Origin of the sequence: Streptomyces avicenniae (genome assembly GCF_000719135.1) — a bacterium.
Taxonomy (GTDB): domain Bacteria; phylum Actinomycetota; class Actinomycetes; order Streptomycetales; family Streptomycetaceae; genus Streptomyces; species Streptomyces avicenniae.
Window position 1 is genome coordinate 18581 of sequence record NZ_JOEK01000015.1, and the last position, 25595, is coordinate 44175.

The window sequence follows — 25595 nt, forward strand, 5'->3', positions numbered from 1 at the left end:
CCAGTGGGTAGGGTGGACCCATGTCCCGACAGCCAGCCGCGCCCCTCTCCGGCCGCCGCGCCCAGGCGGCCCGCAACGACATCGCGATCCTCGCCGCCGCCCGTGACGTCCTCCTCGCCGACCCGGACGCCCCCGTCGCCGCCGTCGCCGCCGCGGCGGGGGTCGGCATCAGCGCCCTCTACCGCCGCCACGGCAACAAGGAGGGCCTGCTGCGCCACCTGTGCCACGACGGCCTGCGCCGCTACGTCACCGAGGCCGAGACCGCCCTCGCCGACCCCGACGGCTGGCGCGGCCTGACCGGCTTCCTGGCCCGCGTCGTCGAGGCCGACGTCCACTCCCTCACGGTCCGCTTCGCGGGCACCTTCGCCCCCACCCCCGAGATGCGGCAGGACGCCGAACGCGCCGCCGCCCTCGCCGCCGAACTCGTCGCACGGGCCCACGCGTCCGGGCGGCTGCGCCCCGACGCCGGGACGTCCGACCTCGCGCTCCTGCTGGAGAGCTGCGCCGCCGTCCGCGTGCCCGACCCCGCGCGCACCGCGCAACTGCGCAGCCGCTGCCTCGCCCTGCTCACCGCCGGTCTGGCGAGCCGCGAGCCCGCCACGCTGCCCGGGCCGCCCCCGGCGCCCGACGAGTTCATCCGCCGCTGGCGCGCCCCCGACGCCTGACGCGCCCGCCGCGCGGCGTCACTCCCCGGCCGCCGCCCGCAGCGCCCCGTGCGCCATCCGCCGCAGCAGCGCCGCCGTCTCCTCCCGGGACGGCAGCGCGCTCGGCCGCGACAGGCGCGGCGTCGAGTTCAGCAGCCCGAAGACCGCGTGCACCGCGGCCCGCGCCGCCGGTTCCGACAGGCCGCCGTACGCCCGCCGCGCCACGCCCACCCACAGCTCCACGTACTGCCGCTGCAACCGCCGCACGCGCTTGCGCTCCGCCTCGGGCAGCCGGTCCAGCTCGCGGTCGTGCAGCGTGATCAGCGCCCGGTCGTCCAGCGCGAAGTCGATGTGCCCCCTGACCAGCGCGTCCAGCGCCTCGGCCGCCGACCGGCCCGCCTCCTCCGCCTCCCTGACGCGCTGCTCGCCGCCGTCCCGCAGGCGGCTGCTGATCCCGACGAGCAGCTCCGTCAGCATCGCGTCCTTGCCCGCGAAGTGCCGGTAGAGCGCGGGCCCGCTGATGCCGACGGCGGCCCCTATCTCGTCCACGCCGACGCCGTGGAAACCACGCTCGGCGAAGAGGCGGGACGCCTCGCGGAGGATCTGGAGGCGGCGCGGGCCCGCGGCGTGGGTGGTCATGGACAGCCATTGTAGACAGGCCGGTTAGCGAGCGTTAACCTGGCGGCATGCGGCAGGCAGCACCGGTGCTGAGCAGTACGGCCGACCCGGCGTCCGACACGTACGCGGCGAATGTCGCGGCCCATCGCGGACTCGCCGCCCGGCTGCGGGAGAAGCTGGCCACGGCCCGCCTCGGCGGCGGCGAACGGGCCCGCGCCCGCCACCTCGCCCGGGGCAAGCTCCTGCCGCGCGACCGGGTGGACACGCTGCTCGACCCCGGCTCCCCGTTCCTGGAGATCGCGCCGCTCGCCGCCGACGGCCTCTACGACGGCCAGGCGCCCGCCGCCGGGGTCATCGCGGGCATCGGCCGGGTCAGCGGCCGGGAGTGCGTGATCATCGCCAACGACGCGACGGTCAAGGGCGGCACGTACTACCCGATGACCGTCAAGAAGCACCTGCGCGCCCAGGAGATCGCCCTCGACAACCGGCTGCCCTGCCTCTACCTGGTGGACTCCGGCGGCGCCTTCCTCCCGCTCCAGGACGAGGTCTTCCCCGACCGCGACCACTTCGGCCGCATCTTCTACCACCAGGCCCGCATGTCCGCCGAGGGCATCCCGCAGATCGCCGCCGTCCTCGGCTCCTGCACGGCGGGCGGCGCGTACGTCCCGGCGATGAGCGACGAGGCCGTCATCGTGCGCGGCCAGGGCACCATCTTCCTCGGCGGCCCGCCGCTGGTGAAGGCCGCCACCGGCGAGGTCGTCACGGCCGAGGAACTGGGCGGCGGCGAGGTCCACGCGAAGGTCTCGGGCGTCACCGACCACCTCGCCGAGGACGACGCACACGCGCTGCGCACCGTCCGCGCGATCGTCGCGACCCTGCCGGAACGCGGCCCGCTGCCCTGGGCCGTCGCGCCCGTCGAGGAACCGGCCGTCGATCCCGCCGGGCTCTACGGCGTCGTCCCCACCGACCCGCGCACCCCGTACGACGTCCGCGAGGTCGTCGCGCGGCTCGTGGACGGCTCGCGCTTCGCCGAGTTCAAGGCCGAGTTCGGCACCACCCTCGTCACCGGCTTCGCCCACCTGCACGGCCACCCGGTCGGCATCGTCGCCAACAACGGCATCCTCTTCTCCGAATCCGCCCAGAAGGGCGCCCACTTCGTCGAGCTGTGCGACCAGCGCGGCATCCCGCTGCTGTTCCTCCAGAACATCTCGGGCTTCATGGTCGGCCGCGCCTACGAGGCGGGCGGCATCGCCAAGCACGGCGCCAAGATGGTGACGGCCGTGGCCTGCGCCCGCGTCCCCAAGCTGACCGTCGTCATCGGCGGCTCCTACGGCGCGGGCAACTACTCGATGTGCGGCCGGGCGTACTCGCCCCGCTTCCTGTGGATGTGGCCCGGCGCGCGGATCTCCGTCATGGGCGGCGAACAGGCCGCCTCCGTCCTCGCCACCGTCCGCCGCGAGCAGCGGCCCGACTGGAGCGCCGAGGAGGAAGAGGAGTTCAAGGCCCCGATCCGCGCGCAGTACGAGGAACGCGGCAACGCCTGGTACGCCACCGCCCGCCTGTGGGACGACGGCGTCATCGACCCGCTGGAGACCCGCACCGTCCTCGGCCTCGCGCTGACGGTCTGCGGGGGCGCGCCCCTGCCCGAGCGGCGCCACGGCGTCTTCCGCATGTGAGCCGCGTCCGACGACGAGAGGGGAACGACCACCGATGTTCGACACCGTGCTCGTCGCCAACCGGGGCGAGATCGCCGTCCGCGTCATCCGCACGCTGCGCCGCCTCGGCATCACCTCCGTGGCCGTGCACTCCGACGCCGACGCGGACGCCCGGCACGTCCGCGAGGCCGACACGGCGGTGCGCCTCGGCCCGGCGCGGGCCGCCGACAGCTACCTGTCCGCCGACCGCCTGCTGGAGGCCGCCGTACGCGGCGGCGCCCAGGCCGTCCACCCCGGCTACGGCTTCCTCGCCGAGAACGCCGCGTTCGCCCGCGCCGTCGAGGCCGCAGGGCTGACGTTCGTCGGCCCGCCCGCCGATGCCATCGAGGCGATGGGCGACAAGATCCGCGCCAAACGCCTCGCGGCCCGGGGCGGCGTGCCCGTCGTGCCCGGCACGGTGGACGGCGACCTGTCCGACGCCGCCCGCGACCCCGGCTTCCCACTGCTCCTCAAGCCCTCGGCGGGCGGCGGCGGCAAGGGCATGCGCCTGGTCCGCGACCCGGAGCGGCTGGCCGACGAGATCGCCGCGGCCCGCCGCGAGGCGCGCGCCGCGTTCGGCGACGACACGCTGCTCGCCGAGCGGTGGATCGACCGGCCCCGGCACATCGAGATCCAGGTGCTCGCCGACGCGCACGGCGGCGTCGTCCACCTCGGCGAGCGCGAGTGCTCCCTCCAGCGCCGCCACCAGAAGATCGTGGAGGAGGCGCCCAGCCCGCTCCTCGACGCCGCCACGCGCGCCGCCATGGGCGAGGCCGCCGTACGGGCCGCGCGCGGCTGCGGCTACCGGGGCGCGGGCACCGTCGAGTTCATCGTGCCGGGCGACGACCCCGCGACGTACTACTTCATGGAGATGAACACCCGCCTCCAGGTCGAGCACCCCGTCACCGAGCTGACGACCGGGCTCGACCTCGTGGAGTGGCAACTGCGCGTCGCCGCGGGGGAGCCGCTGCCCTTCACGCAGGACGACGCCCCCACCGCGCGGGGCCACGCCGTCGAGGCGCGGATCTACGCCGAGAACCCCCGGCTCGACTTCCTGCCCTCGTCCGGCCCCGTCCTGCTCCTGCGCGAGCCCGAGGGCGAAGGCGTCCGCGTGGACTCCGGGCTGCTGGCGGGCACCGAGGTCACCACCGACTACGACCCCATGCTCGCCAAGGTCGTCGCCCACGGCCCCGACCGCCCCACCGCGCTGCGCCGCCTGCGCGCCGCGCTCGGCGGCACGACCGTGCTCGGCCTGGAGACCAACACCGGCTTCCTCCGGCGGCTGCTCGCCCATCCCGACGTCGCCGCAGGGACGTTCGACACCGGGCTCGTGGACCGCGAACGGGCCGCGCTCGTCCCGGCCGCCGTGCCCGACGAGGTGTACGCCGCGGCGGCCCTCCTCGCCCACGCCGCCCTCGCCCCGGCCCCCGAACCCGGTGGCTGGACCGACCCGTTCGCCGTCCCGTCCGGCTGGCGCCTCGGCGGCGAGGCGGCCTGGACCCCGTGCGCGCTGCGCGTGACCGGCGGCGAGCCCGTGACCGTACGGGTCAGGCCGGGCGAGGCACGCGTCGGCGACGCCCCGCCCCGGCCCGCCCGGCTGCTCCCCGCCACGGGTGACGACGCGCCAGGCACCGTCCGCCTCCACCACGCGGGCGCCACCCACACGTTCCGGCACGCCCAGGGCCCCGACGGCGTCTGGCTCGGGCGTGACGGCGACACCTGGCACGTGCGCGACCACGACCCCGTCACGGCGGCGGGCGGGGCCCGCGCGGGCGCCGCCGACGCCCTGCGCGCACCGATGCCGGGGACCGTCACCGTCGTCAAGGCCGCCGTCGGGGACGCCCTGCGCGCCGGGCAGAGCCTGCTGGTCGTGGAGGCCATGAAGATGGAACACGTCGTCGCCGCGCCGCACGACGGCGTCCTCACCGCGCTGCACGTCACGGCGGGGGCGACCGTCGCCATGGACCAGCCGCTCGCCGTCGTCACCGCGCCCGAGGAGTGAACCGATGAGCGCCACGCCCGCCCCGTCCCCCGTGCCAGAGCCGGGGCTGCCCGCGCGCGTGCGTATCCACGAGGTCGGGCCGCGCGACGGCCTCCAGAACGAGGCCGCCGTCGTGCCCGTCGAGGTCAAGGCCGAGTTCATCCACCGCCTCGCCGCCGCCGGGCTCACCACCGTCGAGGCCACCAGCTTCGTGCACCCAGGGCGCGTGCCCCAACTCGCCGACGCCGACGAGCTCTTCCCGCTGCTCGGCGACCTCACCGGCGTGCGCCTGCCCGTCCTCGTGCCGAACGTACGCGGCCTCGACCGCGCCCTCGCGCGCGGCGCCCGTGAGATCGCGATCTTCGCCAGCGTCACGGAGTCGTTCGCGCGGGCCAACCTCGGCCGGGGCGTGGACGCGTCGCTGGCCATGTTCGCGCCCGTCGTCGCGCGCGCCGCCGACGCGGGCGTGCCCGTGCGCGGCTACCTGTCGATGTGCTTCGGCGACCCGTGGGAGGGGGACGTGCCCGTGGCGCGGGTCACGGCGCTGGCCCGCCGTCTCCTCGACCTCGGCTGCGCCGAGCTGAGCCTCGGCGACACCATCGGCGTCGCCACGCCAGGACAGGTCGGCGCGCTGCTCACCGCCCTGGACGCGGCCGGGATCCCCGCCGACCGCCTCGCCGTCCACTTCCACGACACCTACGGCCAGGCGCTCGCCAACACCCTGACCGCCCTGCGGCACGGCGTCACCACCGTGGACGCCGCCGCCGGCGGGCTCGGCGGCTGCCCGTTCGCGAGGTCGGCCACCGGCAACCTGGCCACCGAGGACCTGCTGTGGATGCTGCGCGGCCTCGGCGTCGAGACCGGCGTTGACCTCGGCCGCCTGGCCGCCACCAGCCTGTGGATGGCCGGACACCTCGGCCGTCCCAGCCCCTCACGCACCGTACGCGCGCTCGCGACCGAGGAGTCCTGACGATGCCCCTGGACCACCGCCTCAGCCCCGAACACGAGGAACTGCGCCGCACCGTCGAGGCGTTCGCGCACGACGTCGTCGCCCCCCGCATCGGCGAGCACTACGAGAACCACACGTTCCCCTACGACATCGTGCGCGAGATGGGCCGCATGGGCCTCTTCGGCCTGCCCTTCCCCGAGACGTACGGCGGCATGGGCGGCGACTACCTCGCGCTGTGCCTGGCGCTGGAGGAACTGGCCCGCGTGGACTCCTCGGTGGCCATCACGCTGGAGGCGGGCGTCTCGCTCGGCGCCATGCCGATCCACCGCTTCGGCACCGAGGAGCAGAAGGCCACCTGGCTGCCCCGGCTGTGCAGCGGCGAGATGCTGGGCGCGTTCGGGCTGACCGAGCCGGACTGCGGCTCCGACGCGGGCGGCACCCGCACCACCGCCGTCCTGGACGGCGACAGCTGGGTCATCAACGGCACCAAGAGCTTCATCACCAACTCGGGCACCGACATCACCGGTCTGATCACCGTCACCGCCGTCACCGCGCTCCCGGACGGCGGCCGGGGCATCTCCACCATCATCGTCCCGGCAGGCACCCCCGGGCTCACCGTCGCCCCGCCGTACTCCAAGGTCGGCTGGAACGCCTCGGACACGCACGAGCTGTCCCTCGCCGACGTCCGCGTCCCCGCCGCCAACCTGCTCGGCGAACCGGGGCGCGGCTACGCGCAGTTCCTCCGCATCCTGGACGAGGGCCGCATCGCCATCTCCGCGCTCGCGACCGGCCTGGCGCAGGGCTGCGTGGACGAGTCGGTGCGCTACGCGGCCCAGCGCGAGGCGTTCGGCCGCCCGATCGGCGCGAACCAGGCGATCCAGTTCAAGCTGGCCGACATGGAGACGCGCGCCCACACCGCCCGCACGGCCTGGCGCGACGCGGCGTCGCGGCTGCTGGCGGGGGAGCCGTTCAAGAAGGCCGCCGCCATCGCCAAGCTGCACTCCTCCGACGTCGCGGTCGTCAACGCCCGCGAGGCCACGCAGATCCACGGCGGGTACGGCTTCATGAACGAGTACCCGGTGGCGCGGATGTGGCGGGACGCGAAGATCCTGGAGATCGGCGAGGGCACGAGCGAGGTGCAGCGGATGCTCATCGCGCGCGAGCTGAGCGTGGCCTGAGCCGCGGCGGGGCGCCTCCGGGGCCACGGAGCAGGGGTGTGTCCCGTCGAGAGTGGTTTGCGGACACAACGGGTCGCGATTGCACGGCAGTTGACGATGAAATACAGTCAGTGACGCCTTGGCCCTTCTGCCGTCACCCCAGGGACGTCATGTCGAACCCGGAACCACAGTCGTCACCCTCTTCGCTGGACTTGGCCGTGGACTCGGCTCATCTGGGGTCCATCAGGACGGACGCGGCCTCGTTGGGGCGCATAGCCCTCCAGGGCGGCCAGGCGGCGGGCAGCACGTACGGTGCCGTGCCGGAACTGCGGTCGGCCGGTTTCGACAGCGGCGACGCGCTCCACCATGCGATGTGGCGCTTCACTCAGCAGTCCCTGCACCTCGCGGCGGACTGCGACCACATCGCCGAGCATCTGGGGGCCACGGTCACGGCCCACGCCGGTCTGGAAGCCGACATCGAGGCCGGACTGGCCGCCGATGCCGCCGCCCTGCCGCAGCAGGCTTTGCCGCTCAACCTCGGTATCTCGGCGCTGTGAGGGGCTGACATGCCGACATTCGAGCAATTGTGGAACTTTCGCCCCACGGTGCTGAGCACTGCCGTCGAGGACTGGCAACGGACCGCGCGTGACCTCGACGAGCTGGCGGATGAAGCCAGGGACGGCATGCGCGCCAAGGCGGCCGAAGGCTCCTGGGAAGGCCAGAACGCCGCGGTCTCCCGGCAGTTCGTCTTCACGACCACCACCCAGTTCCGCTACGCGCATCGACAGGCGCGCGCCGTCCACGCGATGATCCGCGACTTCCGCGACACGCAAGAGGCGCTTGTGCGGCGGCTGACGGAGATCGTGGACGACGCGGGGGGCCGCGGGTTACATGTCGGCCCCGACGGCCGGGTGACCGCGCGGGAGGCCGCCCCGGACACGTCCGAGCGTCCCGGCGACACGGCCGCGGCCGACAGTCAGGCTGCGATCCAGTCGCTGACGGCGGAGATCGAGGCCGTGCTCGCCGAGTCGGCCGAGTGCGACGCGACGGTGGCCCGCGCGTTGCGCGACATCGTCGGCGAGGACCGCGACTTCTTCGCCCCGCCCGGTCTCCTCGGGCTGGAGAACGCCGAGCAGACGCAGGGCGAGGCGGACGCGCGGGAGGCGATCGCGCTCATCGGTTCCGACGCCTTCGACGACATCGAGGGCACGGAGCGGTTGAACGAGCTGCTGGAGGCCAACCGGGGCAACGAGCACTTCGCCGCCGCCCTTGCCACCGGTCTCGGCGCATCGGGAACGCTGGACTTCTGGGCCCGGACGCTCAACCACACCGGTTCCGACGATCCGACCGACACCTACACGGCCGACGTCGTCCGCCTCCGGGAGAACTTCGGCCACGTCCTCGGCGAGGCCACGCGCAGCGACGACCCGGACATGGCCGCCTGGGAGCAGGACGTCGTCGCGCTGGGGATGCAACGCTTCGGGCCGGAGACGACCGTGCGTCCCTACGGGTTCCAGCTGATGAGCGACCTCCTGAACAACGGCACGTACGACGGCGACTTCCTGACCTCGTACGGTGACGCCTTGCTGGCGGCCGACCGGGGCCAGACGGTGGGCGGCGCGCCCTTCTGGGAGCAGGCAGCCGACCCGGCGGCGTATCGCGAACTGGTGGGTGACGCGTTCCGGCTCGACCCGATGACCGGCTTCCTGCACGCGCTCAGCGGCGACCCTGCCGCGGCGAACACCTTCCTCGGCGCCACGGAGCCCGAGGACAATCTCCACTACCTGCTGGACGAGCGGCAGCACGGCCAGGTCACCGAGGAACTGGCCGAGGGCGGCGGCCTGGCCTCCTACGCGGCGCTCGGCGACGCCTTGACGGCGGCGACCACGGGCATGAGCCCGACCGACCCGGCCGCCGATCCGGCCGAACGCGGCCCGGAGCAGGTGCGGGTGCTCGACCGTGCGGTGGGCATCCTCGCCGGACAGGGCAACGACTTCCCGGAGGACCTGCGGCAACCGATGGCCCAGATCCTGGTCGGCCAGGGCGAGGTCACCCACGAGACGGCGACGGATCTCGACGACTCGGCTCCGCTGGACTCGCGTCAACTGTTCGATGTCGTCACCCAGCTCTCGCGTGACCCCGACGCGTACCTGACGCTCAACGAGGGGATGAACTACGCGCTCGTCGAGTCCTTCCAGGACCCCCGCACGTACGACGGTCAGGGACTGAACCCGGAGGACACTCTCCACCGCGCGGGCCGCACGGTCGGCTTCCTCGAAGAGGCCAGGAACGCGGCCCTGACCGTCGAAGCCCGCCAGGAGACAGCGGACTCCGTGACCGTGGCGCGTCTGGAGAGCGTGGTTCTCGGCGCGGCGCTCCGCTACGTCCCCTATGCGGGCCCGGCCCTCGCCGAGACAGGGGGCCTGGTCTCGGCGAACTGGCTCCAGGGCGAGATCGACCGCATCGAGGGCGACTGGACCCTGGAGACTCATCGGGTCAGCGCGCTGCGGCAGGACCAGTTGGAAGCTCTCGGAAGAGCCTGGTACGTGGCGAACACCGGCTTTGCCGAGAGCACCACGGGTTTCTCACTTGCAGACGGACTGTTCGAGGAGATCAACCAGTCAGCCGACATGTCCGGCAGCCTCGCCGCAGGGGAGCCGGACGGCCGATGAGAGGTACTGTGCGAAATTCCCTGCGCCTGCCGGTGACCGGAGTCGCTGCGCTCCTTCTCCTGTCGGGATGCGCTGATGGCGCGAGCAGCAGCTACACCGTTCCCGACCAGGTGTGCGATGCGTCGGCGACACCGGACGCGCTGGAGCCGCTGCTTCCCCCGGGTGAGGAATACAACGACGTGGTCGATGCCGCTGATGACGACGGCGGTCCTGAGCACTGCTCGATCTCGATCGACGGCCGAGAGTCCCTGCGCATGACCATCTACCTCTTCCCGGATTACACGGACCCGATGGAGTACGGGGTCAACTACGGGCGTGAGGAGACCCGTCGTGTCGAGATGGACGGTTTCGACGCCGCTCTGTGGCCGGACGGCATCCTGACCTATGTGCCCTGCTTCGCCGAGCGGGAAGGCGACCGTGGCACGCACATCGGTTTGCGTATCGAGGTCTTCCACGCACCGATCGACGACGACACCGAACGTGCTGAGTCGATGCGCGAGTTCGCGGGGGATTTCATCGCCGGGCTGAAGGAGAGCAAGGGCTGCGAGGTCTGACGGACCACGGCGCGCGAGCTGTGCGTGGCCTGAGCCGCGGCGGGGCGCCTCAGCCGCTGGTGTTCTCCGGGGCCACGGGATCGACCGGCGCGCCGTCGCCGACGTCGGGGAGGTCGCCGCGTTCGACGGGGGGCGGCGGGTCGGTGAGTTCTGGCAGCGCCGCGTCCAGCTCGTCCGCGTCGGCCGGGTGCGCCGCCGCGAGCGCCTCGTCCAGGACCTCCGGGGGCACCGACGCGTCCCCGATCACCGTGACGAGGTGGCCGTCCGCCAGGCGCGCACGCTGCTCGCCCGCGCCGTCGCTCGGCGAGACGGTCCACGTCTCCCCGTCCGTCGCACAGAACGCGTTCCCGCCGCCGGTCAGCACGGCGCACAGGTCGTCGGCGGCGCCCTCCGGCGCGTGATCGACCGTCAGGCGGAACACCGCGCCGCCCTCGCCGACGTAACTGCTCTGGAAACCGCTCTCGTTGAGCGGCCCCGCCGACTGGACGGCCAGGGTGAAGCCCGGCGTCTCGGTCACCCAGACCATGTCCACCGACGTCTCCAGGGCCTCCGCCCGCGCCACCAGGTCCGCGTCCACCGCGCCCCCGCCGCCGCCCGACGCCCCGTCCTCCTCGCCGCAGCCCGCGAGCCCGAGCCCCAGCACGGCCAGCAGCGGTACGGCGGCGATCCCTCCCCCTGTGCGTCTCATGCGCCCATCATGCGCCACGCGACCCGATCACCCGGCGGCAGGCCCGCACATACCCGCGCACGAGCGGCCTGGCGTCGTCCGCCCGCCAGGCGAGCGCCAGGCGGCCCGGCGTCAGGCCGTCCACGGGCCGCGTGACGACGCCGCCACGCGTCAGCAGCGGCGCGTTCCCCTCGGCCAGCAGGACGACGCCCCGGCCGTCCACCAGCGCCTCGTACGTCTCGTCAGGCCCGGAGACGACCGCGCCTATCCGCGCGGGCCGCCCGCCCCGCTCCGCCGTCGCGAGCCAGTGGGCGCGCAGCTCGGCGGCCTTCTCCGGCAGCGCGAGGAACGGCTCGTCCAGCAGGTCCGCCATGACCACGCGCTCCCTGGCGGCCAGCGGATGGTCCGCGGGAAGCGCCACGAGGCGCTGCTCCTCGGCCACCACGAGCGACGCGTACCTGGCCGGATCCGGCAGGGGCAGCCAGACGAACGCGAGGTCGCTCGACCCGTCCGCGAGCCCCGCCGTCGGGTCCTCCCAGCCGACCTGCCGCAGCCGCAGCTCCGCCTCGGGGAACCCGGCCGTGAACCGCGACCTGACGGCGGGCAGCAGCCCCGACCTGCCGGGGCTGGTGGACATGCCGATCACCAGCGTCGCCCGCTGCTCCGCCTTCGCCGTCTCCACCGCCGACCACGCGGCCTCCCCGGCCGCCAGGACCCGCCGCGCGTGCGGCAGCAGCGCGGCGCCCACCGGCGTCAGCCGCACGGGCCCCCGCCCGCGCACGAGGAGCGGCGCGCCGAGCTGCCGCTCCAGCGCCCGGATCTGCTTGCTGAGCGCGGGCTGCGAGACGTAGAGACGTTCCGCCGCCCGGGTGAAGTGCAGCTCCTCCGCCACCGCCACGAAATACCGCAGGTCCCGCGCGTGCACGTCCATAACCCATGGCTATCACCGCAGATCTTGGACGCGCAAGGGGGGACGGCGCGAGGGTGGGGATGCCCGGGGAGAGGCCCCGGGCGCAGGGAGGGACACATGAGCAGGGTCTGGTTCGTCACGGGCGCCAACAGCGGGTTCGGCCGCGCGATCGCCGAGGCGGCCGTCGCCGCGGGGGACGTCGTGGTCGCCACCGCGCGGCGGGTCGCCACGCTCACCGACCTGGTGGCGGCGCACCCCGACCAGGTGGAGGCCATGACGCTCGACGTCACCGACGGGCAGGGCATCAGGGCCACGGTCGCCGACGTCCTGAAACGGCACGGCCGCATCGACGTCCTCGTCAACAACGCGGGACGCACCCACGTCGGCGCCTTCGAGGAGACCACCGAGAAGGAGCTGCGGGACCTCTTCGAGATCCATCTCTTCGGCCCCGCCGAGCTGACCAGGGCCGTCCTGCCGTCGATGCGGGAACGCGGCTCGGGCGCCATCGTCCAGATCAGCAGCTTCGGCGGCCAGACGACCTTCGCGGGCTTCTCCGCCTACGGCGCCACGAAGTTCGCCCTGGAAGGGCTGTCGGAGGGCCTGGCCGACGAGGTCGCGCCGCTCGGCGTGAAGGTGCTCGTCGTGGAGCCAGGGGCGTTCCGCACCGGCCTGTTCGGCAACGGCAGCGCCAGCGCGCCGCTGCCCGCGTACGAGGACACCGTGGGCCCGATCCGCCGGATGGTCGAGTCGGGCGACGGCACCCAGCCGGGCGATCCCGCCAAGGCCGCCGCCGCGATCCTCACGGCGCTCGACGCGCCGAGGACGCCGCTGCGCCTCCCGCTGGGCGCCGACGCCGTGGACGCCATCACCAGCCACCTCGACGCGGTGCGCGAGGAGCTGACCGCCTGGGAGGCCACCGCCCTGTCCACGGCCTTCGACGACTGATCCACCGCCCCCACGACACGTTCCTGCCCGATATCGGGCAGGAATGTTGCGAAAGAGAGCCGTCCTCCCCAGTATCGAGAGGTGCCAGAACGCCGTACGCCACCACCGCACGAGGACCTCGTGGACCACCTGGTGCGCAGCACGCCGCTCTCCCGCGGTGAGGCTGCCCGGGTGGTTCTCGACGTCCTGGCGTACTTCGACGAGACGCCGGAGGAGTTCGTCCGCAGGCGCCACCGCGAGCTGCAGGCGGGCGGGCTGACCAACGACGCCATCTTCGGGCGCATCACGGACGAGCTGCCGCGCCGCGCCGTGGCGCCGCCTGACCTGTCCCTGCGGCAGCTGCGGCGCATCGTGTACGGATAGGAACGGAACATCCGGCCTGCGGGCCGTGGGAGGAACGCCCATGTGTGGAATCGTCGGGTACATCGGCAGGCGGGACGTCGCGCCCCTCCTGCTGGAGGGACTGCAACGGCTGGAGTACCGGGGCTACGACTCGGCCGGTATCGCGATCCAGAACAGCGGCCGGGGCGGCGGGCTCAAGGTCGTGAAGAACGCCGGGCGCGTCCGCGACCTGGAGGCGAAGGTCCCCGCACGCTTCGCCGGGACGACCGGCATCGCCCACACCCGCTGGGCCACGCACGGCGCGCCCAACGACACCAACGCCCACCCCCACCTCGACGCGCTGGGCGAGATCGCCGTCGTCCACAACGGCATCATCGACAACTCGGCCGAGCTGCGCGCCAAGCTGGCCGCCGACGGCGTCGAGCTGGCGTCGGACACCGACACCGAGGTCCTCGCCCACCTCGTCGCCCGCGCCCAGGCGGACACGCTGGAGGGCAAGGTCCGCGAGGCGCTGCGGCACATCGAGGGCACGTACGGCATCGCCGTCCTGCACGCCGCGTTCCCCGACCGCATCGTCGTGGCGCGCAACGGCTCGCCCGTCGTCCTCGGCATCGGCGAGAAGGAGATGTTCGTCGCCTCGGACGTCGCCGCCCTCGTCAGCCACACGCGGCAGGTCATCACGCTGGACGACGGCGAGATGGCCACCCTGAAGGCCGACGACTACCGCACGTACACCACGGACGGCAGCCGCACCGCCACCTCGCCGACCACCGTGGAGTGGGCCGCCGAGAGCTGGGACATGGGCGGCCACGACACGTACATGCACAAGGAGATCGCCGAGCAGCCCGAGGCCGTGGACCGGGTGCTGCGCGGCAGGATCGACGACCGGTTCGCGACCGTGCGGCTCGGCGGCCTGAACCTCGACCCGAGGGCGGCGCGCGCCGTCCGGCGGGTGAAGATCCTCGGCTGCGGCTCGGCGTACCACGCGGGCCTCATCGGCGCGCAGCTGATCGAGGAGCTGGCCCGTATCCCGGCGGACGCCGAGCCCGCGAGCGAGTTCCGCTACCGGAACGCCGTCGTGGACCCCGACACGCTGTACATCGCCACCAGCCAGTCGGGCGAGACGTACGACACCCTCGCCGCCGTGCAGGAGCTGAAGCGCAAGGGCGCGATGGTGCTGGGCGTGGTGAACGTCGTCGGCAGCGCCATCGCCCGCGAGACGGACGGCGGGGTGTACGTGCACGCGGGCCCCGAGGTGTGCGTCGTGTCCACGAAGTGCTTCACCAACACGGCGGTGGCGTTCGCCCTCCTCGCCCTGCACCTGGGCCGCATCAGGGACCTGTCGGTCGCGGACGGCCGCCGCATCATCGAGGGCCTGCGGAAGCTCCCCGAGCAGATCTCGGCGATCCTGCGCGAGGAGGAGCGCATCGCGAAGCTGGCCGCCGAGCTGGCCGAGGCGAAGAGCATGCTGTTCGTCGGGCGGGTGCGCGGCTTCCCCGTGGCCAAGGAGGCGTCCCTGAAGCTCAAGGAGGTCTCCTACATCCACGCGGAGGCGTATCCGGCCTCCGAGCTGAAGCACGGGCCGCTGGCGCTGATCGAGCCCGCCGTGCCGACGGTGGCGATCATCCCGAACGACGAGCTGGTGGACAAGAACCGCGCGACGCTTGAGGAGATCAAGGCCCGCAGCGGCCGGATCGTCGCCGTGGCGCACGAGGAGCAGGCGAAGGCGGACGAGACGCTCGTCGTGCCCTGCAACGAGCCGGAGCTGGACCCGATCCTGATGGGCATCCCGCTCCAACTGCTGGCCTACCACACGGCGCTCGCGCTGGGCCGGGACATCGACAAGCCGCGCAACCTCGCGAAGTCCGTCACGGTCGAGTGAGGCCGGTGGGGCGCGGGGCGGGGCGCTGAGCGTCCCCCGCACACGGCGGCGGCCCCCGGGGAGTGCGTGCCACCATACGCACCCCCGGGGGCCGCCATGTGCGCCGGCGTCGCCCATTACGCCGGCTGGGATAAGCCGCGGCCGGGTCCGTCACCTCCCGACCGGCGGCCCAAAGCGGTACCGGGACCGGTTCTGTCGAGCCGGTGACCCTGTTATGCCCATCACAAACGCACAATCCACCCGCAGCGGCCGGAAAATTTGGTGAATGCTCCGTGCGCGGGCCGCACAGCGCCTCCCGTTCCGGTGAACACGCAGGCCGGAGCCCCGCGCGGACGCCAGGACGTGCCGTCCCGGACTTCGGCGGGGGCGTGGAGACGCTGGGGACTTCCGTGGGATTCCGGGGAGCGCCGGGGGATTCCGGGCGCTCCTGTGGCCGTCACGGGCGTGGCGGGGGAGGGCCGCGGCGGCGGCCGGTGCGTACGGGGCCCGCGGGCGTTACGGGATGACGATCACCGGGCGGCGCGCGCGGCGGGCCAGCCTGCCGGACACGGAGCCGAAGAGGCGTCCCAGCAGGCCGTGGGTCGTGCCGACGACGATGGCGTCGGCGACGAACTCGCGGCCGACCTCCTCCAGCTCGTGGCAGATGTCGCCGCCGCGCTCCAGCAGCACCCAGGGCACGTCCGACAGGTGCTCGGCGCAGGCCAGTTCGAGGCCGAGCAGCTCGGTCCTGTGGTCGGGGACGTCCACCAGCGCCGGCGGCTCGCAGCCCGCCCAGACGGTCGTCGGCAGCCGGTTGGCCACATGGACGATGATCAGCCCGCAGTGGGAGCGCCTGGCCATGCCGACGGCGTAGGCGAGGGCGCGTTCACTGGACGTGGATCCGTCGAAACCCACGACCACACCGTGCTGGAAGGCGGGATCTCGTGGCGTGCACGTGTCTCCCGCCGGTTCGGGTGTGGACGACGGATCGGCGACGCGCCTGTGATCCGCTGGTTCGTGGAACTCGTATCCGGCCATCGGTGCCTCAGCGGTGAGTCAGTGAGGAAGCCTCGTGGGTGCCGACGAAGGGCGTGGGACGCGGAGGGAGGAGACGGATGACGAGAACCTCGAGAACGTCGAGAACCTCGAGAACGTCGAGAACGTTGAAACTTCGAGAATCCGGTACATACGTCTCACTTCCACCGGTTCCACTCCCAGGGTACGGCGTCGGTTACCTGGTGCCCAGGGATGTTCCGTACAACCCCTGAAACCAAACCCTCCGCCGTGACCGAGCAGCATGCCCCAACCGGCCCCGGCGACGCAATCCTTTCGGACACCTGGCGATACGGGCGCTGCCTGTGCGTGACCGCGCGCCGGGGGGCGGCGCCCCCTGTTCTTGACATGTCCCCCCTGCCTGCGCCGATGCGCCTGCCGCGCGCCCCCGGCCTCGGGCCACGACGGGGCGGCGCGCGGCCGTGTCGGGGGTACTGTCGTGCGGATGCCTGCCATTTTCGGCCAACTTCCCCTGCTCGGCCGCACCCTGCCCACCGGCCGCGCCAACCCCTCGGGTATACCGGGGAGACGCTCCGCGCCCGGGCGCCCAGGGCCGTCGCGGGCCCGGCACAGGGGGAGACGGGGGAAGGCGTACTTCCCCCAACTGCTCGCGCGTGTAACGCTTCCAGATCGAATGCTTCGCGCCACGTTGTCATGTCGATATAGCGCCGAGTGATGAACTTGTCCCGCCGACCTCACCTGACACAGTAGATTCGATCTTGGCAATCACGTCGGGGGAAACGTGCAGGACCGAGAGGATGCGACGACCGAGGGAACTGAGGAGCATGAGCCAGGACCCAACGCACGGCCCCGAGCCAGCCGTCAAGCTCGCCGCCCGACGCCGCCGCGAAGTCGTCGCGGTGCTGCTGTTCAGCGGCAGTCCAATGTTCGAAAGCTCCATTCCGCTGTCCGTCTTCGGCATCGACCGCCAGGACGCCGGGGTCCCGCGCTACCGGCTGCTCGCCTGTGCCGGTGAGGAGGGGCCGCTGCGCACCACCGGCGGGCTGGAACTGCGCGCGCCGTACGGCCTCGGGGCCGTCGCGCGCGCCGGAACGGTGATCGTCCCCGCGTGGCGGTCGATCACCGGCCCGCCGCCCGCCGCCGCGCTGGCCGCGCTGCGGCGCGCCCACAGCGAGGGCGCGCGGATCGTCGGCCTGTGCACGGGCGCGTTCGCCCTGGGGGCCGCCGGGCTCCTGGACGGCCGCCCCGCGACCACGCACTGGATGTACGCGCCGACGCTCGCCAAGCGCTACCCGTCCGTCCACGTGGACCCGCGGGAACTGTTCGTGGACGACGGCGACATCCTGACCTCGGCGGGCACCGCCGCCGGGATCGACCTGTGTCTGCACATCGTCCGTCAGGACCACGGCCCGGAGGCGGCGGCGGCCCTGGCCCGCCGCCTGGTGCTGCCGCCCCGCCGGGGCAACGGCACCTCGGAGCCCGCGCAGCACCGGCACCTCGATCGGTCTTTACCGGAGGACATCGGGGCCGACCCGCTGGCCGAGGTGGTGGCCTGGGCGCTGGAGCACCTCCACGAGCAGTTCGACGTGGAGACGCTCGCCGCCCGCGCGTACATGAGCCGGCGGACCTTCGACCGCCGCTTCAGGTCGCTGACCGGGAGCGCGCCGCTCCAGTGGCTGATCACGCAGCGCGTGCTCCAGGCGCAGCGGCTGCTTGAGGTGTCCGACTACTCGGTGGACGAGGTGGCGGGGCGCTGCGGCTTCCGGTCGCCGGTGGCCCTGCGCGGCCACTTCAGGCGGCAGCTGGGGGCCTCCCCTGCGGCCTACCGGGCGGCGTACCGGGCCAGGCAGCAGGACACCGGCGGGCGGGCCAAGCCCGTCGTGGACGGGTTCACGGCCCGGGTGCCTGGCCAGCGCAGCCGTCCCCCGGCCTGAACGACCGCGCAGCGCGACGGACCGGCGACCGGTCCGTCGCGCAGCGCGACGTAAGGTTGTTCGCATGAACGATCGCATGGTGTGGATCGACTGTGAGATGACCGGTCTTTCCCTGGCCGACGACGCGCTGATCGAGGTGGCCGCGCTGGTCACCGACTCGGAGCTGAACGTGCTCGGCGCGGGGGTGGACGTCGTCATCCGGCCGCCGACCGCCGCCCTGGAGTCGATGCCCGAGGTCGTGCGCGCCATGCACACCGCCTCCGGGCTCCTGGACGAGCTGGAGGGCGGCACGTCGCTCGAAGAGGCCGAGGAACGCGTCCTGGCCTACGTAAGGGAGCACGCGCCCGAGGCGGGCAGGACCCCGCTGTGCGGCAACTCCATCGGCACGGACCGGGGGTTCATCGGCCGGGACATGCCCAAGCTCCTGTCCCACCTGCACTACCGTGTGATCGACGTCTCATCGGTCAAGGAGCTGGCGCGCCGCTGGTACCCGCGGGCGTACTTCAACAGCCCGGAGAAGGGCGGCAACCACCGCGCCCTCGCCGACATCCGCGAGTCCATCGCGGAACTGCGCTACTACCGCGAGGCGATCTTCGTGCCGCAGCCGGGCCCCGACTCGGACACGGCCCGCCGGATCGCGGCGGAGCACGTCGTGCGCTGACCGCCGGGCCGACCGGGGGAAAGCGCGGCGCGGGCGACCCCCGTGACCCTGTACACTCGTGTCCGGCCGCTGCGGCGGTAGATGGTGGGTGTAGCTCAGTTGGTAGAGCACCTGGTTGTGGTCCAGGTGGCCGCGGGTTCAAGTCCCGTCACTCACCCCAGAACACGAAGGCCCCGTCCGGACGGACGGGGCCTTCGTCGTGTGCCGCGGCCCCCGTCCCCCGGTTCCCGGGCGCTCGGGGCGTCGGCCGGGAACCTGGCCGGGGGAGGGGGCGGCGGGCGCCGTGTCAGTCGCCCTCGGCGCGGCTCCGCTGACGGGGCACCGCGTGCCGCGGCGGGCTGATCAGCGTGATCTGCCGCACGATCTGGTGGAAGGCCAGCAGCGCCGAGACCGGCGGCAGCCCGGCGACGGCGACGTTCATCACGGTCGGCGCGGCCTGCGCGACGCACAGCGCCACCGCGATGCCGGAGAAGAGCACCACGACCACCCACGAGTGCAGCGAACGCCGCTGGTGCAGCGCCGCGCGCACGATCGACAGCGACGCGACGAGCCAGGGGCCGTAGATCAGCAGCGGCCACCAGTCGGTCAGGGCCTCGGACGCGCCGGGGGCGGCGGCGTCGCGCAGGGGGCCGTAGGAGATGAGTCCGCCGAGGACGCTGAGCATGGCCATCAGCACGGTCGCGGCGGCGGCGATCAGCAGGCTCGTCCAGCGCAGCCACTTGACCTGGGCCGACGGGCCGAGCCACTGCACGCGCTGCCTGCGCTTGCGGTGACGCGTCGGCACGGAGACGGTCAGCGGCCCGAGCGACTCGGTCGCCGGCCCGCCCACCGGGCCCATGTCCAGCGGACCGAGCAGGTCCTCGATCCGGGAGGCGTCGCCGAAGATATCCCAGTCGGCCGGTGCTGTCCTGAGTTCCGGCGGGATCAGGAGATTCGTTTCCTCGTCATGCATCATCAGAACGTGTTCTCCGTGTCGTTGGTCTCACATGTCGCCAACGACGCGTCGGCGGCCGGGATGTGAAGCATTGGGGTGACACGGCGCCCAGGAGTGGTGTCGCGTCACGGACTTGACCCGGCCTGCCGGTAGTGGAGGCTGCCCGGCTCCCGGCCGGACGGCGGGGCGCCGGCACGGCGGTGAGCGTGCCGGGACGAGAGGGGTCGGCATGGCGGAGACCGACGACGAGACGCTGCTCGCGCGGGTGCGCGCGGGCGACGCCGTGGCGTACGGGGCCTTCTACCGGCGGCACGCGGGGGCGGTACGCCGTCACGCCCGGCTGTGCTGCGGGGACGCGCACCTCGCCGAGGACCTGACGGCCGAGGTCTTCGCCAGGACGCTGCGCGCGCTGCGCGCCGGTGCCGGGCCGCGGGAGTCGGCGCGGGCGTATCTGCGCACGACGACCCGCCGGGTGGCCGCCGAGTGGGGCGCGGGCGGCCGGCGTGAGCAGCCGGTGGCCGATCTCGGCGACCTCGCGGGCCAGCACCCGGCGGAGCACGCCGCGCTGATCCGTGACGCCGACCACTCGATGGCCGCCCGCGCCTTCCACAGCCTGCCGGAGCGCTGGAAGGAGGTGCTGTGGCACACGGCGGTCGAGGAGCAGCCGCTCAGCCGTGTGGGGCCGCTGCTCGGCCTGACGCCCAACGCGACGGCCGTCCTCGCGTTCCGCGCGCGGGAGGGGCTGCGGGAGGCGTACCTCCAGGCGCACGTGAACGCCTCGCTCACGGGGCAGGCGGGCTGCCGTCAGCACGCGACGCGGCTCGGCGCGTTCGCCCGCAGACCGCTGCGGCGGCGCGGCTACCGGCAGTTGCGGCACCACCTGGAGGGCTGCACGCGCTGCCGGGCCGCGTACCGGGAGCTGGTGGACATCAACGCGACGCTGCGTGGGATGGTGCCCGCCGCCCTGCTGGGGTCGGTGGCCGCGGTGCGGCTGATGGGCGGGTCGGCGCACGCGGCCCATGCGGCGCACGCCGCGCACGCGACGCATGTGGCGGCCCCGCTGGGCGCCGGTCTGGCGGCCGAACTGATGCCCGCGGGCCCGGCCGTGGCGCACGCGGGCGGCGTGCTCGCCAAGCTGGCGCTGAGCGCCGCCATGGCCCTCGCGACGGGCGCGGCGGCGACGGTGCCGCAGCAGGGGCCCGAGCAGCCGCCCCCGGCGGCGGCGCGGGAGTTCGGCGCCGCGACGCGGGAGGAGGGGGTGCCGCGGGGACGTGAGGAGCGGGCCGGGCGGCCCGGTTCCGGCACGACGCACGGGCAGGGGCCGCTCACGTGGGTGCCCGTGCGCGGCCTGCCGCCCGCGCGGGTGGCAGAGGAGCACGGGGCGTCGGGGGCTGTCCCCGCCCCGCAGGAGCCGCCTGCGCCGACGCAGCCGACGCCCTCGCCCTCCCCGTCCCCTTCCCCGTCCCCTCCCTCCGCGCCGCCGGAGGCCGCGCCCACGCCCGTCCCCGCGCCGACCCCCGGGACACCGGAGACGCCCGAGCCCCCCGAGACGCCGGTGACGACGGAGCCCCCCGCGATGCCGCCCATCGACCTCGACCCCGACACGGACCCCGACCCCGGCACCGGCCTCGGCCCCGACCCCGGCAACGGCGTCCAGCCCGGCGATCCCGCCGGGGTGAGCCCCGAGGAACCCGCCTCGGGCGAGGACCCCGTGGAGCTGCCCCAGGAGGGCGCCGGGCCGACCCCGGGGCCCGAGGCCCCCACGCCCCCGCCGGACGGTACGGGGGAACCGGCCCCCACCCCGGACGCGTGACCACGAGCGGGGAACGGCTGTACGGGGTTCGCGCCCCCGCGGCCGGGGGCACCGGCACCCTGGGGGCCCGAGCCCCCGCCCGCCCGTCGGCCGCCTCGTAGGATCGGCCGCCCGACGTACGCCACTGTGGGGGACCATGGACACCGCCGACATCACCGAGGTCTGGGACCGCGTGACGGGGACCCAGCCCGCGCCGGACACCTGGCTCATACTCGTGACCGCCGCCGTCGCGTTCGTCGCGGTCGCCCCTTACGGCACCTGGCGCTGGACGCGGAACACCATCACGATCGCCCACGAGGGCGGCCACGGGCTCGTCGCGCTGCTGACCGGGCGCAAGCTCGACGGCATCCGCCTCCACTCGGACACCTCGGGGCTCACCGTCTCGCGCGGGCGCCCCACCGGCCTCGGCATGATCCTCACCGCCGCCGCCGGTTACACCGCCCCCTCGCTCCTCGGCCTCGCCGGGGCCGCCCTCCTGTCCGCCGGGCGCACGACGGCGCTCCTGTGGGGCGCGACGGCCCTGCTGCTCGCGCTGCTGGTGATGGTTCGCAACGCTTACGGAGCGCTCACGGTCGTCCTCACCGGCGCCGTCTTCCTCCTCGTCTCGTGGCTGACCGAGCCCGACGTCCAGGCCGCGTTCGCGTACGTCGTCGTCTGGCTGCTGCTGATGGGCGGCGTGCGGCCCGTCTTCGAGCTCCAGGCCAAGCGCCGCAGGGGCGCCGCCCGGGACTCGGACGCGGACCAGCTGGCCCGGCTGACACGCGTACCGGCGTTCGCGTGGTTGCTGTTCTTCCACGCCGTGGCGCTCGCGTCACTCTTCGGAGGCGGCAGCCGGCTGCTCATGCTCTGAGACGAGCCTGACCCGGGGGATCACCGTCCGTGGCGCACTAGAGTGAGGGACATGACCGACCAGCACAGCGAAACCCTCGCGCTCTGGCCCGCGCCGTCCGCCGCGGGCCCGATCGACGCGACCGTCACGGTGCCCGGATCGAAGTCGGTCACCAACCGCGCGCTCGTCCTCGCCGCGCTCGCCGCCGACTCCTCCTGGCTGCGCCGCCCGCTGCGCTCCCGCGACACCCTGCTGATGGCCGACGCGCTGCGTGCGCTCGGCATCGGCATCGAGGAGACGCTCTCCTCCAGCTCCGCCGTCTCCGGGCTGCCGCGCGGCCGTGGCGAGTCGTGGCGCGTGATCCCCGCCGCGCCGCAGGCGCCCGCCGCCGTGGACGTCGGCAACGCGGGCACGGTCATGCGCTTCCTGCCGCCGCTCGCCGCGCTGGCCGAGGGGCCGGTCCGCTTCGACGGCGACCCGCGCTCCCACGTCCGCCCGCTGCACTCCCTGATCGACGCGCTGCGCGCCCTCGGCGCCAGGATCGACGACGACGGGCGCGGCGGCCTGCCGATGACGGTCCACGGCGCGGGGTCGCTCGACGGCGGGTACGTCGAGGTGGACGCGTCGTCGTCCTCCCAGTTCATCAGCGCGCTGCTGCTCTCCGCGCCCCGCTTCAACCAGGGCGTCGAACTGCGGCACACCGGCCGCACGTTGCCCTCGATGCCGCACATCCGGATGACGGTGGACATGCTGCGCGCGGCCGGGGTCCAGGTGGACTCGCCCGACTCGGGCGGCGAGCCGAACGTCTGGCGCGTCACGCCGGGCGCCCTCCTCGGCCGCGACCTGGTCGTCGAGCCCGACCTGTCGAACGCGCAGCCCTTCCTGGCCGCCGCGCTGATCACCGGCGGCCGGGTCACGATCCCCGACTGGCCGACGCGCACCACGCAGCCGGGCGACGCGCTGCGCGACCTCTTCACCGCCATGGGCGGCTCCTGCACGCTGGACGAGCGCGGCCTCACGCTCACCGGCACGGGGCGCGTCCTCGGCATCGACGCCGACCTGGGCGAGGTCGGCGAGCTGACGCCGGGCATCGCCGCCGTCGCCGCGCTCGCCGAGGGCGAGTCGGTCCTGCGCGGCGTCTCGCATCTGCGGCTGCACGAGACCGACCGGCTCGCCGCGCTCACCAAGGAGATCAACTCCCTGGGCGGCGACGTCACCGAGACCGCCGACGGCCTGCGCATCCGCCCGCGCCCGCTGCGCGGCGGCGTCTTCCACACGTACGAGGACCACCGCCTCGCCACGGCGGGCGCGCTGCTCGGCCTGGTCGTGGACGGCGTGGAGGTCGAGGACATCGCGACCACCGGCAAGACGATGCCCGACTTCCCCGATATGTGGTACGGGATGCTGGCCGGGGACGCGGCGTAGGGCGCGGGCCGACGCGTGCGCCGCTACGGCAAGAACCCCGACGAGGACGACATCCCCCTGCGCCCGGGCCGCCGGGGCAGCAGACCCAGGACGCAGCGCCGCCCGGCGCACGAGGACGCGCTCGCCGGTTTCGTCCTGACCGTGGACCGCGGCCGGGTGACGTGCCTGGTCGAGGAGCGGACGGTCACCGCCATGAAGGCCCGTGAGCTGGGCCGCAAGAGCGTCGTGGTCGGCGACCGGGTGGCCGTCGTCGGCGACATGTCCGGCCGCAAGGACACCCTCGCGCGCGTCGTCCGCGTCGAGGAGCGCGCCTCGACGCTGCGCCGCACGGCGGACGACGACGACCCGTTCGAGCGCGTCGTGGTGGCCAACGCGGACCAGCTGGCCATCGTCACGGCGCTCGCCGACCCCGAGCCGAGGCCGCGGCTGATCGACCGCTGCCTGGTCGCCGCGTTCGACGCGGGGCTCGAACCGCTGCTCATCCTGACGAAGGCCGACCTCGCGTCGCCCGCGCCGCTGCTGGAGATGTACGCGGGGCTCGGGATGCGTCATGTGGTCACCAGCTCGGAGGAGTTCGACGAGGGCGGGGACGCGACGGCGGCCGTCCGCGAGGTGCGCGAGCTGCTGGCCGACCGTACGACGGCCTTCGTGGGCCACAGCGGCGTGGGCAAGACGACGCTGGTGAACGCGCTGGTGCCGGAGCGGCAGCGGGCCACGGGGCTGGTGAACGCCGTCACGGGCAGGGGGCGTCACACGACGGTCTCGGCGCTGGCCCTCCCGCTGCCCGACAGCGCGGGCTGGGTCATCGACACGCCGGGCGTGCGGTCGTTCGGCCTGAACCACGTGGACCCCTCGCGGGTCATCCACGCGTTCCCCGACCTGGAGCCGGGCACGGCGGAGTGTCCGCGCGGGTGCAGCCACGACGAGCCGGACTGCGCGCTGGACGCCTGGGTGGCGGCGGGGCACGCGGACCCGGCGCGGCTGTACTCGCTGCGGCGTCTGCTGGCGACCCGAGAGCGGCGCGAGGGCGACTGATCCCCTGGCCGGCTCCCCCACCCGGCGTAAATGTCGGATCGTCATTCGTATGCGCGGTGGGTGGCGTACCCCGGTCGCCCGGCATGCCGGGATACTGGGGGCATGCCCGATTACCACGATGATCTGCGACTCGCTCATGTCCTGGCCGATGCCGCCGACGCCGTCACCATGGAGCGGTTCAAGGCGCTCGACCTCAAGGTCGAGACCAAGCCGGACATGACGCCGGTCACCGAGGCCGACCGGGCCGCCGAGGAGCTGGTCCGCTCCTCGCTCCAGCGGGCGCGGCCCCGCGACGGGGTGCTGGGGGAGGAGTACGGCGGCCGGGGCGGGGGCCCGCGCCGCTGGGTGATCGACCCCATCGACGGCACGAAGAACTATGTGCGGGGCGTCCCGGTCTGGGCGACGCTCATCTCGCTGGTCGAGCGCGGCGAGGGCGGCGACCGGCCCGTCGTCGGCGTCGTCTCGGCGCCCGCGCTCGGCCGCCGCTGGTGGGCGCAGCTCGGCGGGGGCGCGTACACCGGGCGGAGCCTGTCGTCCGCGACACGGCTGCACGTCTCGCGCGTCGGCAACCTGGTGGATGCCTCGTTCGCCTACTCGTCGCTGTCCGGCTGGCAGGAGCGGAACCGGCTCGGCGCCTTCCTCGACCTGACGCGCGCCTGCTGGCGTACGCGGGGCTACGGCGACTTCTGGTCGTACATGATGGTCGCCGAGGGGTCGGTGGACATCTGCGCGGAGCCGGAGCTGTCGCTGTGGGACATGGCGGCGCCCGCGATCGTCGTGCAGGAGGCGGGGGGGCGGTTCACCGGGCTCGACGGTGTGGACGGGCCCCTCGGCTCGGACGCCGCCGCGTCCAACGGGCTGCTGCACGACGAGCTGCTGCGCTACCTCGGCGCCTGACGCGCCTGACGCGCCCGCCCGCACGCGGAACCGGGGCGGCCGGTGTGACACCGGCCGCC

23 protein-coding genes and 1 tRNA gene are annotated in these 25595 nt (G+C 73.9%); 19 read left to right on the forward strand and 5 right to left on the reverse strand.

The features are described 5' to 3' along the window. Positions 1-20: 20 nt before the first annotated feature. Positions 21-665: a TetR/AcrR family transcriptional regulator gene (locus tag IF27_RS24235; RefSeq protein ID WP_052851891.1), complete on the forward strand. Its 645-nt coding sequence runs from the start codon at positions 21-23 to the stop codon at positions 663-665. Positions 666-683: 18 nt separating this feature from the next. Here IF27_RS24235 and IF27_RS24240 read toward each other — a convergent pair whose 3' ends face one another. Further along, positions 684-1283 (reverse strand): SACE_7040 family transcriptional regulator, encoded by a 600-nt coding sequence (locus IF27_RS24240; RefSeq protein ID WP_052851892.1) that lies wholly within the window; start codon positions 1281-1283, stop codon positions 684-686. Positions 1284-1330: 47 nt separating this feature from the next. On the opposite strand from IF27_RS24240, the gene IF27_RS24245 reads away from it, so the two are divergent. The 7 genes from IF27_RS24245 to IF27_RS24275 all read left to right on the forward strand — a co-directional run bounded on the left by IF27_RS24245 (position 1331) and on the right by IF27_RS24275 (position 10269). Next, complete coding sequence (locus IF27_RS24245) at positions 1331-2938, forward strand: carboxyl transferase domain-containing protein (RefSeq protein WP_052851893.1); 1608 nt, start codon at positions 1331-1333, stop codon at positions 2936-2938. Between the two features lie 34 nt (positions 2939-2972). Continuing rightward, positions 2973-4958: an acetyl/propionyl/methylcrotonyl-CoA carboxylase subunit alpha gene (locus tag IF27_RS24250; RefSeq protein WP_052851894.1), complete on the forward strand. Its 1986-nt coding sequence runs from the start codon at positions 2973-2975 to the stop codon at positions 4956-4958. Positions 4959-4962: 4 nt separating this feature from the next. Beyond that, entirely contained in the window at positions 4963-5907 is a 945-nt protein-coding gene (locus IF27_RS24255) for a hydroxymethylglutaryl-CoA lyase (RefSeq protein ID WP_052851895.1), read from the forward strand. A gap of 2 nt (positions 5908-5909) precedes the next feature. After that, the gene (locus tag IF27_RS24260; protein WP_052851896.1) at positions 5910-7064 is read left to right on the forward strand and encodes an acyl-CoA dehydrogenase family protein; all 1155 of its coding nucleotides are present in this window, start codon (positions 5910-5912) and stop codon (positions 7062-7064) included. Positions 7065-7261: 197 nt separating this feature from the next. Further along, the gene (locus tag IF27_RS24265) at positions 7262-7600 is read left to right on the forward strand and encodes a hypothetical protein (protein ID WP_052851897.1); all 339 of its coding nucleotides are present in this window, start codon (positions 7262-7264) and stop codon (positions 7598-7600) included. Between the two features lie 9 nt (positions 7601-7609). Beyond that, a complete protein-coding gene (locus tag IF27_RS24270; RefSeq protein ID WP_190233088.1) occupies positions 7610-9715 on the forward strand; it encodes a DUF6571 family protein in 2106 nt (701 codons plus the stop codon). 8 nt (positions 9716-9723) lie between these two features. Continuing rightward, the gene (locus IF27_RS24275; RefSeq protein WP_190233089.1) at positions 9724-10269 is read left to right on the forward strand and encodes a hypothetical protein; all 546 of its coding nucleotides are present in this window, start codon (positions 9724-9726) and stop codon (positions 10267-10269) included. 49 nt (positions 10270-10318) lie between these two features. On the opposite strand, the gene IF27_RS24280 is transcribed toward IF27_RS24275, so the two are convergent. Together IF27_RS24280 and IF27_RS24285 are read right to left on the reverse strand one after the other, a co-directional pair. Next, entirely contained in the window at positions 10319-10957 is a 639-nt protein-coding gene (locus IF27_RS24280) for a hypothetical protein (protein ID WP_052851900.1), read from the reverse strand. A 7-nt stretch (positions 10958-10964) separates the two neighbouring features. Then, on the reverse strand, positions 10965-11867 hold the full coding sequence (locus IF27_RS24285) for a LysR family transcriptional regulator (RefSeq protein WP_052851901.1): 903 nt from the start codon (positions 11865-11867) through the stop codon (positions 10965-10967). Positions 11868-11963: 96 nt separating this feature from the next. On the opposite strand from IF27_RS24285, the gene IF27_RS24290 reads away from it, so the two are divergent. The 3 genes from IF27_RS24290 (at position 11964) to glmS (ending at position 15015) form a co-directional block, all read left to right on the forward strand. After that, on the forward strand, positions 11964-12791 hold the full coding sequence (locus IF27_RS24290) for an oxidoreductase (protein ID WP_052851902.1): 828 nt from the start codon (positions 11964-11966) through the stop codon (positions 12789-12791). An 81-nt stretch (positions 12792-12872) separates the two neighbouring features. Further along, positions 12873-13154 carry a hypothetical protein gene (locus tag IF27_RS24295; RefSeq protein ID WP_052851903.1) on the forward strand — a complete coding sequence of 94 codons (282 nt, stop codon included), beginning with the start codon at positions 12873-12875 and terminating at the stop codon, positions 13152-13154. 40 nt (positions 13155-13194) lie between these two features. Then, positions 13195-15015, forward strand: coding sequence for a glutamine--fructose-6-phosphate transaminase (isomerizing) (glmS, locus tag IF27_RS24300; protein ID WP_052851904.1), 1821 nt, complete (start codon positions 13195-13197; stop codon positions 15013-15015). 495 nt (positions 15016-15510) lie between these two features. Here glmS and IF27_RS24305 read toward each other — a convergent pair whose 3' ends face one another. Next, complete coding sequence (locus IF27_RS24305) at positions 15511-16032, reverse strand: universal stress protein (protein ID WP_052851905.1); 522 nt, start codon at positions 16030-16032, stop codon at positions 15511-15513. An 800-nt stretch (positions 16033-16832) separates the two neighbouring features. On the opposite strand from IF27_RS24305, the gene IF27_RS24310 reads away from it, so the two are divergent. From IF27_RS24310 to IF27_RS24320, 3 genes are all read left to right on the forward strand, one after another. Beyond that, entirely contained in the window at positions 16833-17942 is a 1110-nt protein-coding gene (locus tag IF27_RS24310) for a GlxA family transcriptional regulator (protein WP_052851906.1), read from the forward strand. A 64-nt stretch (positions 17943-18006) separates the two neighbouring features. Beyond that, positions 18007-18603, forward strand: coding sequence for an oligoribonuclease (orn, locus tag IF27_RS24315; protein WP_052851907.1), 597 nt, complete (start codon positions 18007-18009; stop codon positions 18601-18603). Between the two features lie 84 nt (positions 18604-18687). Continuing rightward, positions 18688-18763: transfer RNA gene (locus tag IF27_RS24320), tRNA-His, on the forward strand. 126 nt (positions 18764-18889) lie between these two features. Here IF27_RS24320 and IF27_RS24325 read toward each other — a convergent pair. Next, positions 18890-19555 carry a DUF2637 domain-containing protein gene (locus tag IF27_RS24325; protein ID WP_223291195.1) on the reverse strand — a complete coding sequence of 222 codons (666 nt, stop codon included), beginning with the start codon at positions 19553-19555 and terminating at the stop codon, positions 18890-18892. A 211-nt stretch (positions 19556-19766) separates the two neighbouring features. Here IF27_RS24325 and IF27_RS24330 point away from each other — a divergent pair, with 211 nt between their 5' ends. The 5 genes from IF27_RS24330 (at position 19767) to hisN (ending at position 25536) form a co-directional block, all read left to right on the forward strand. Next, a complete protein-coding gene (locus IF27_RS24330) occupies positions 19767-21350 on the forward strand; it encodes an RNA polymerase sigma factor (RefSeq protein WP_052851909.1) in 1584 nt (527 codons plus the stop codon). A gap of 136 nt (positions 21351-21486) precedes the next feature. After that, on the forward strand, positions 21487-22200 hold the full coding sequence (locus tag IF27_RS24335; RefSeq protein WP_052851910.1) for a M50 family metallopeptidase: 714 nt from the start codon (positions 21487-21489) through the stop codon (positions 22198-22200). A 51-nt stretch (positions 22201-22251) separates the two neighbouring features. Continuing rightward, positions 22252-23604 carry a 3-phosphoshikimate 1-carboxyvinyltransferase gene (aroA, locus tag IF27_RS24340; protein ID WP_052851911.1) on the forward strand — a complete coding sequence of 451 codons (1353 nt, stop codon included), beginning with the start codon at positions 22252-22254 and terminating at the stop codon, positions 23602-23604. 15 nt (positions 23605-23619) lie between these two features. After that, complete coding sequence (gene rsgA, locus IF27_RS24345; protein ID WP_052851912.1) at positions 23620-24639, forward strand: ribosome small subunit-dependent GTPase A; 1020 nt, start codon at positions 23620-23622, stop codon at positions 24637-24639. A gap of 102 nt (positions 24640-24741) precedes the next feature. Then, positions 24742-25536, forward strand: a complete 795-nt coding sequence (gene hisN, locus IF27_RS24350) for a histidinol-phosphatase (protein ID WP_052851913.1) — start codon at positions 24742-24744, stop codon at positions 25534-25536. The last annotated feature ends 59 nt before the right edge of the window (positions 25537-25595 follow it).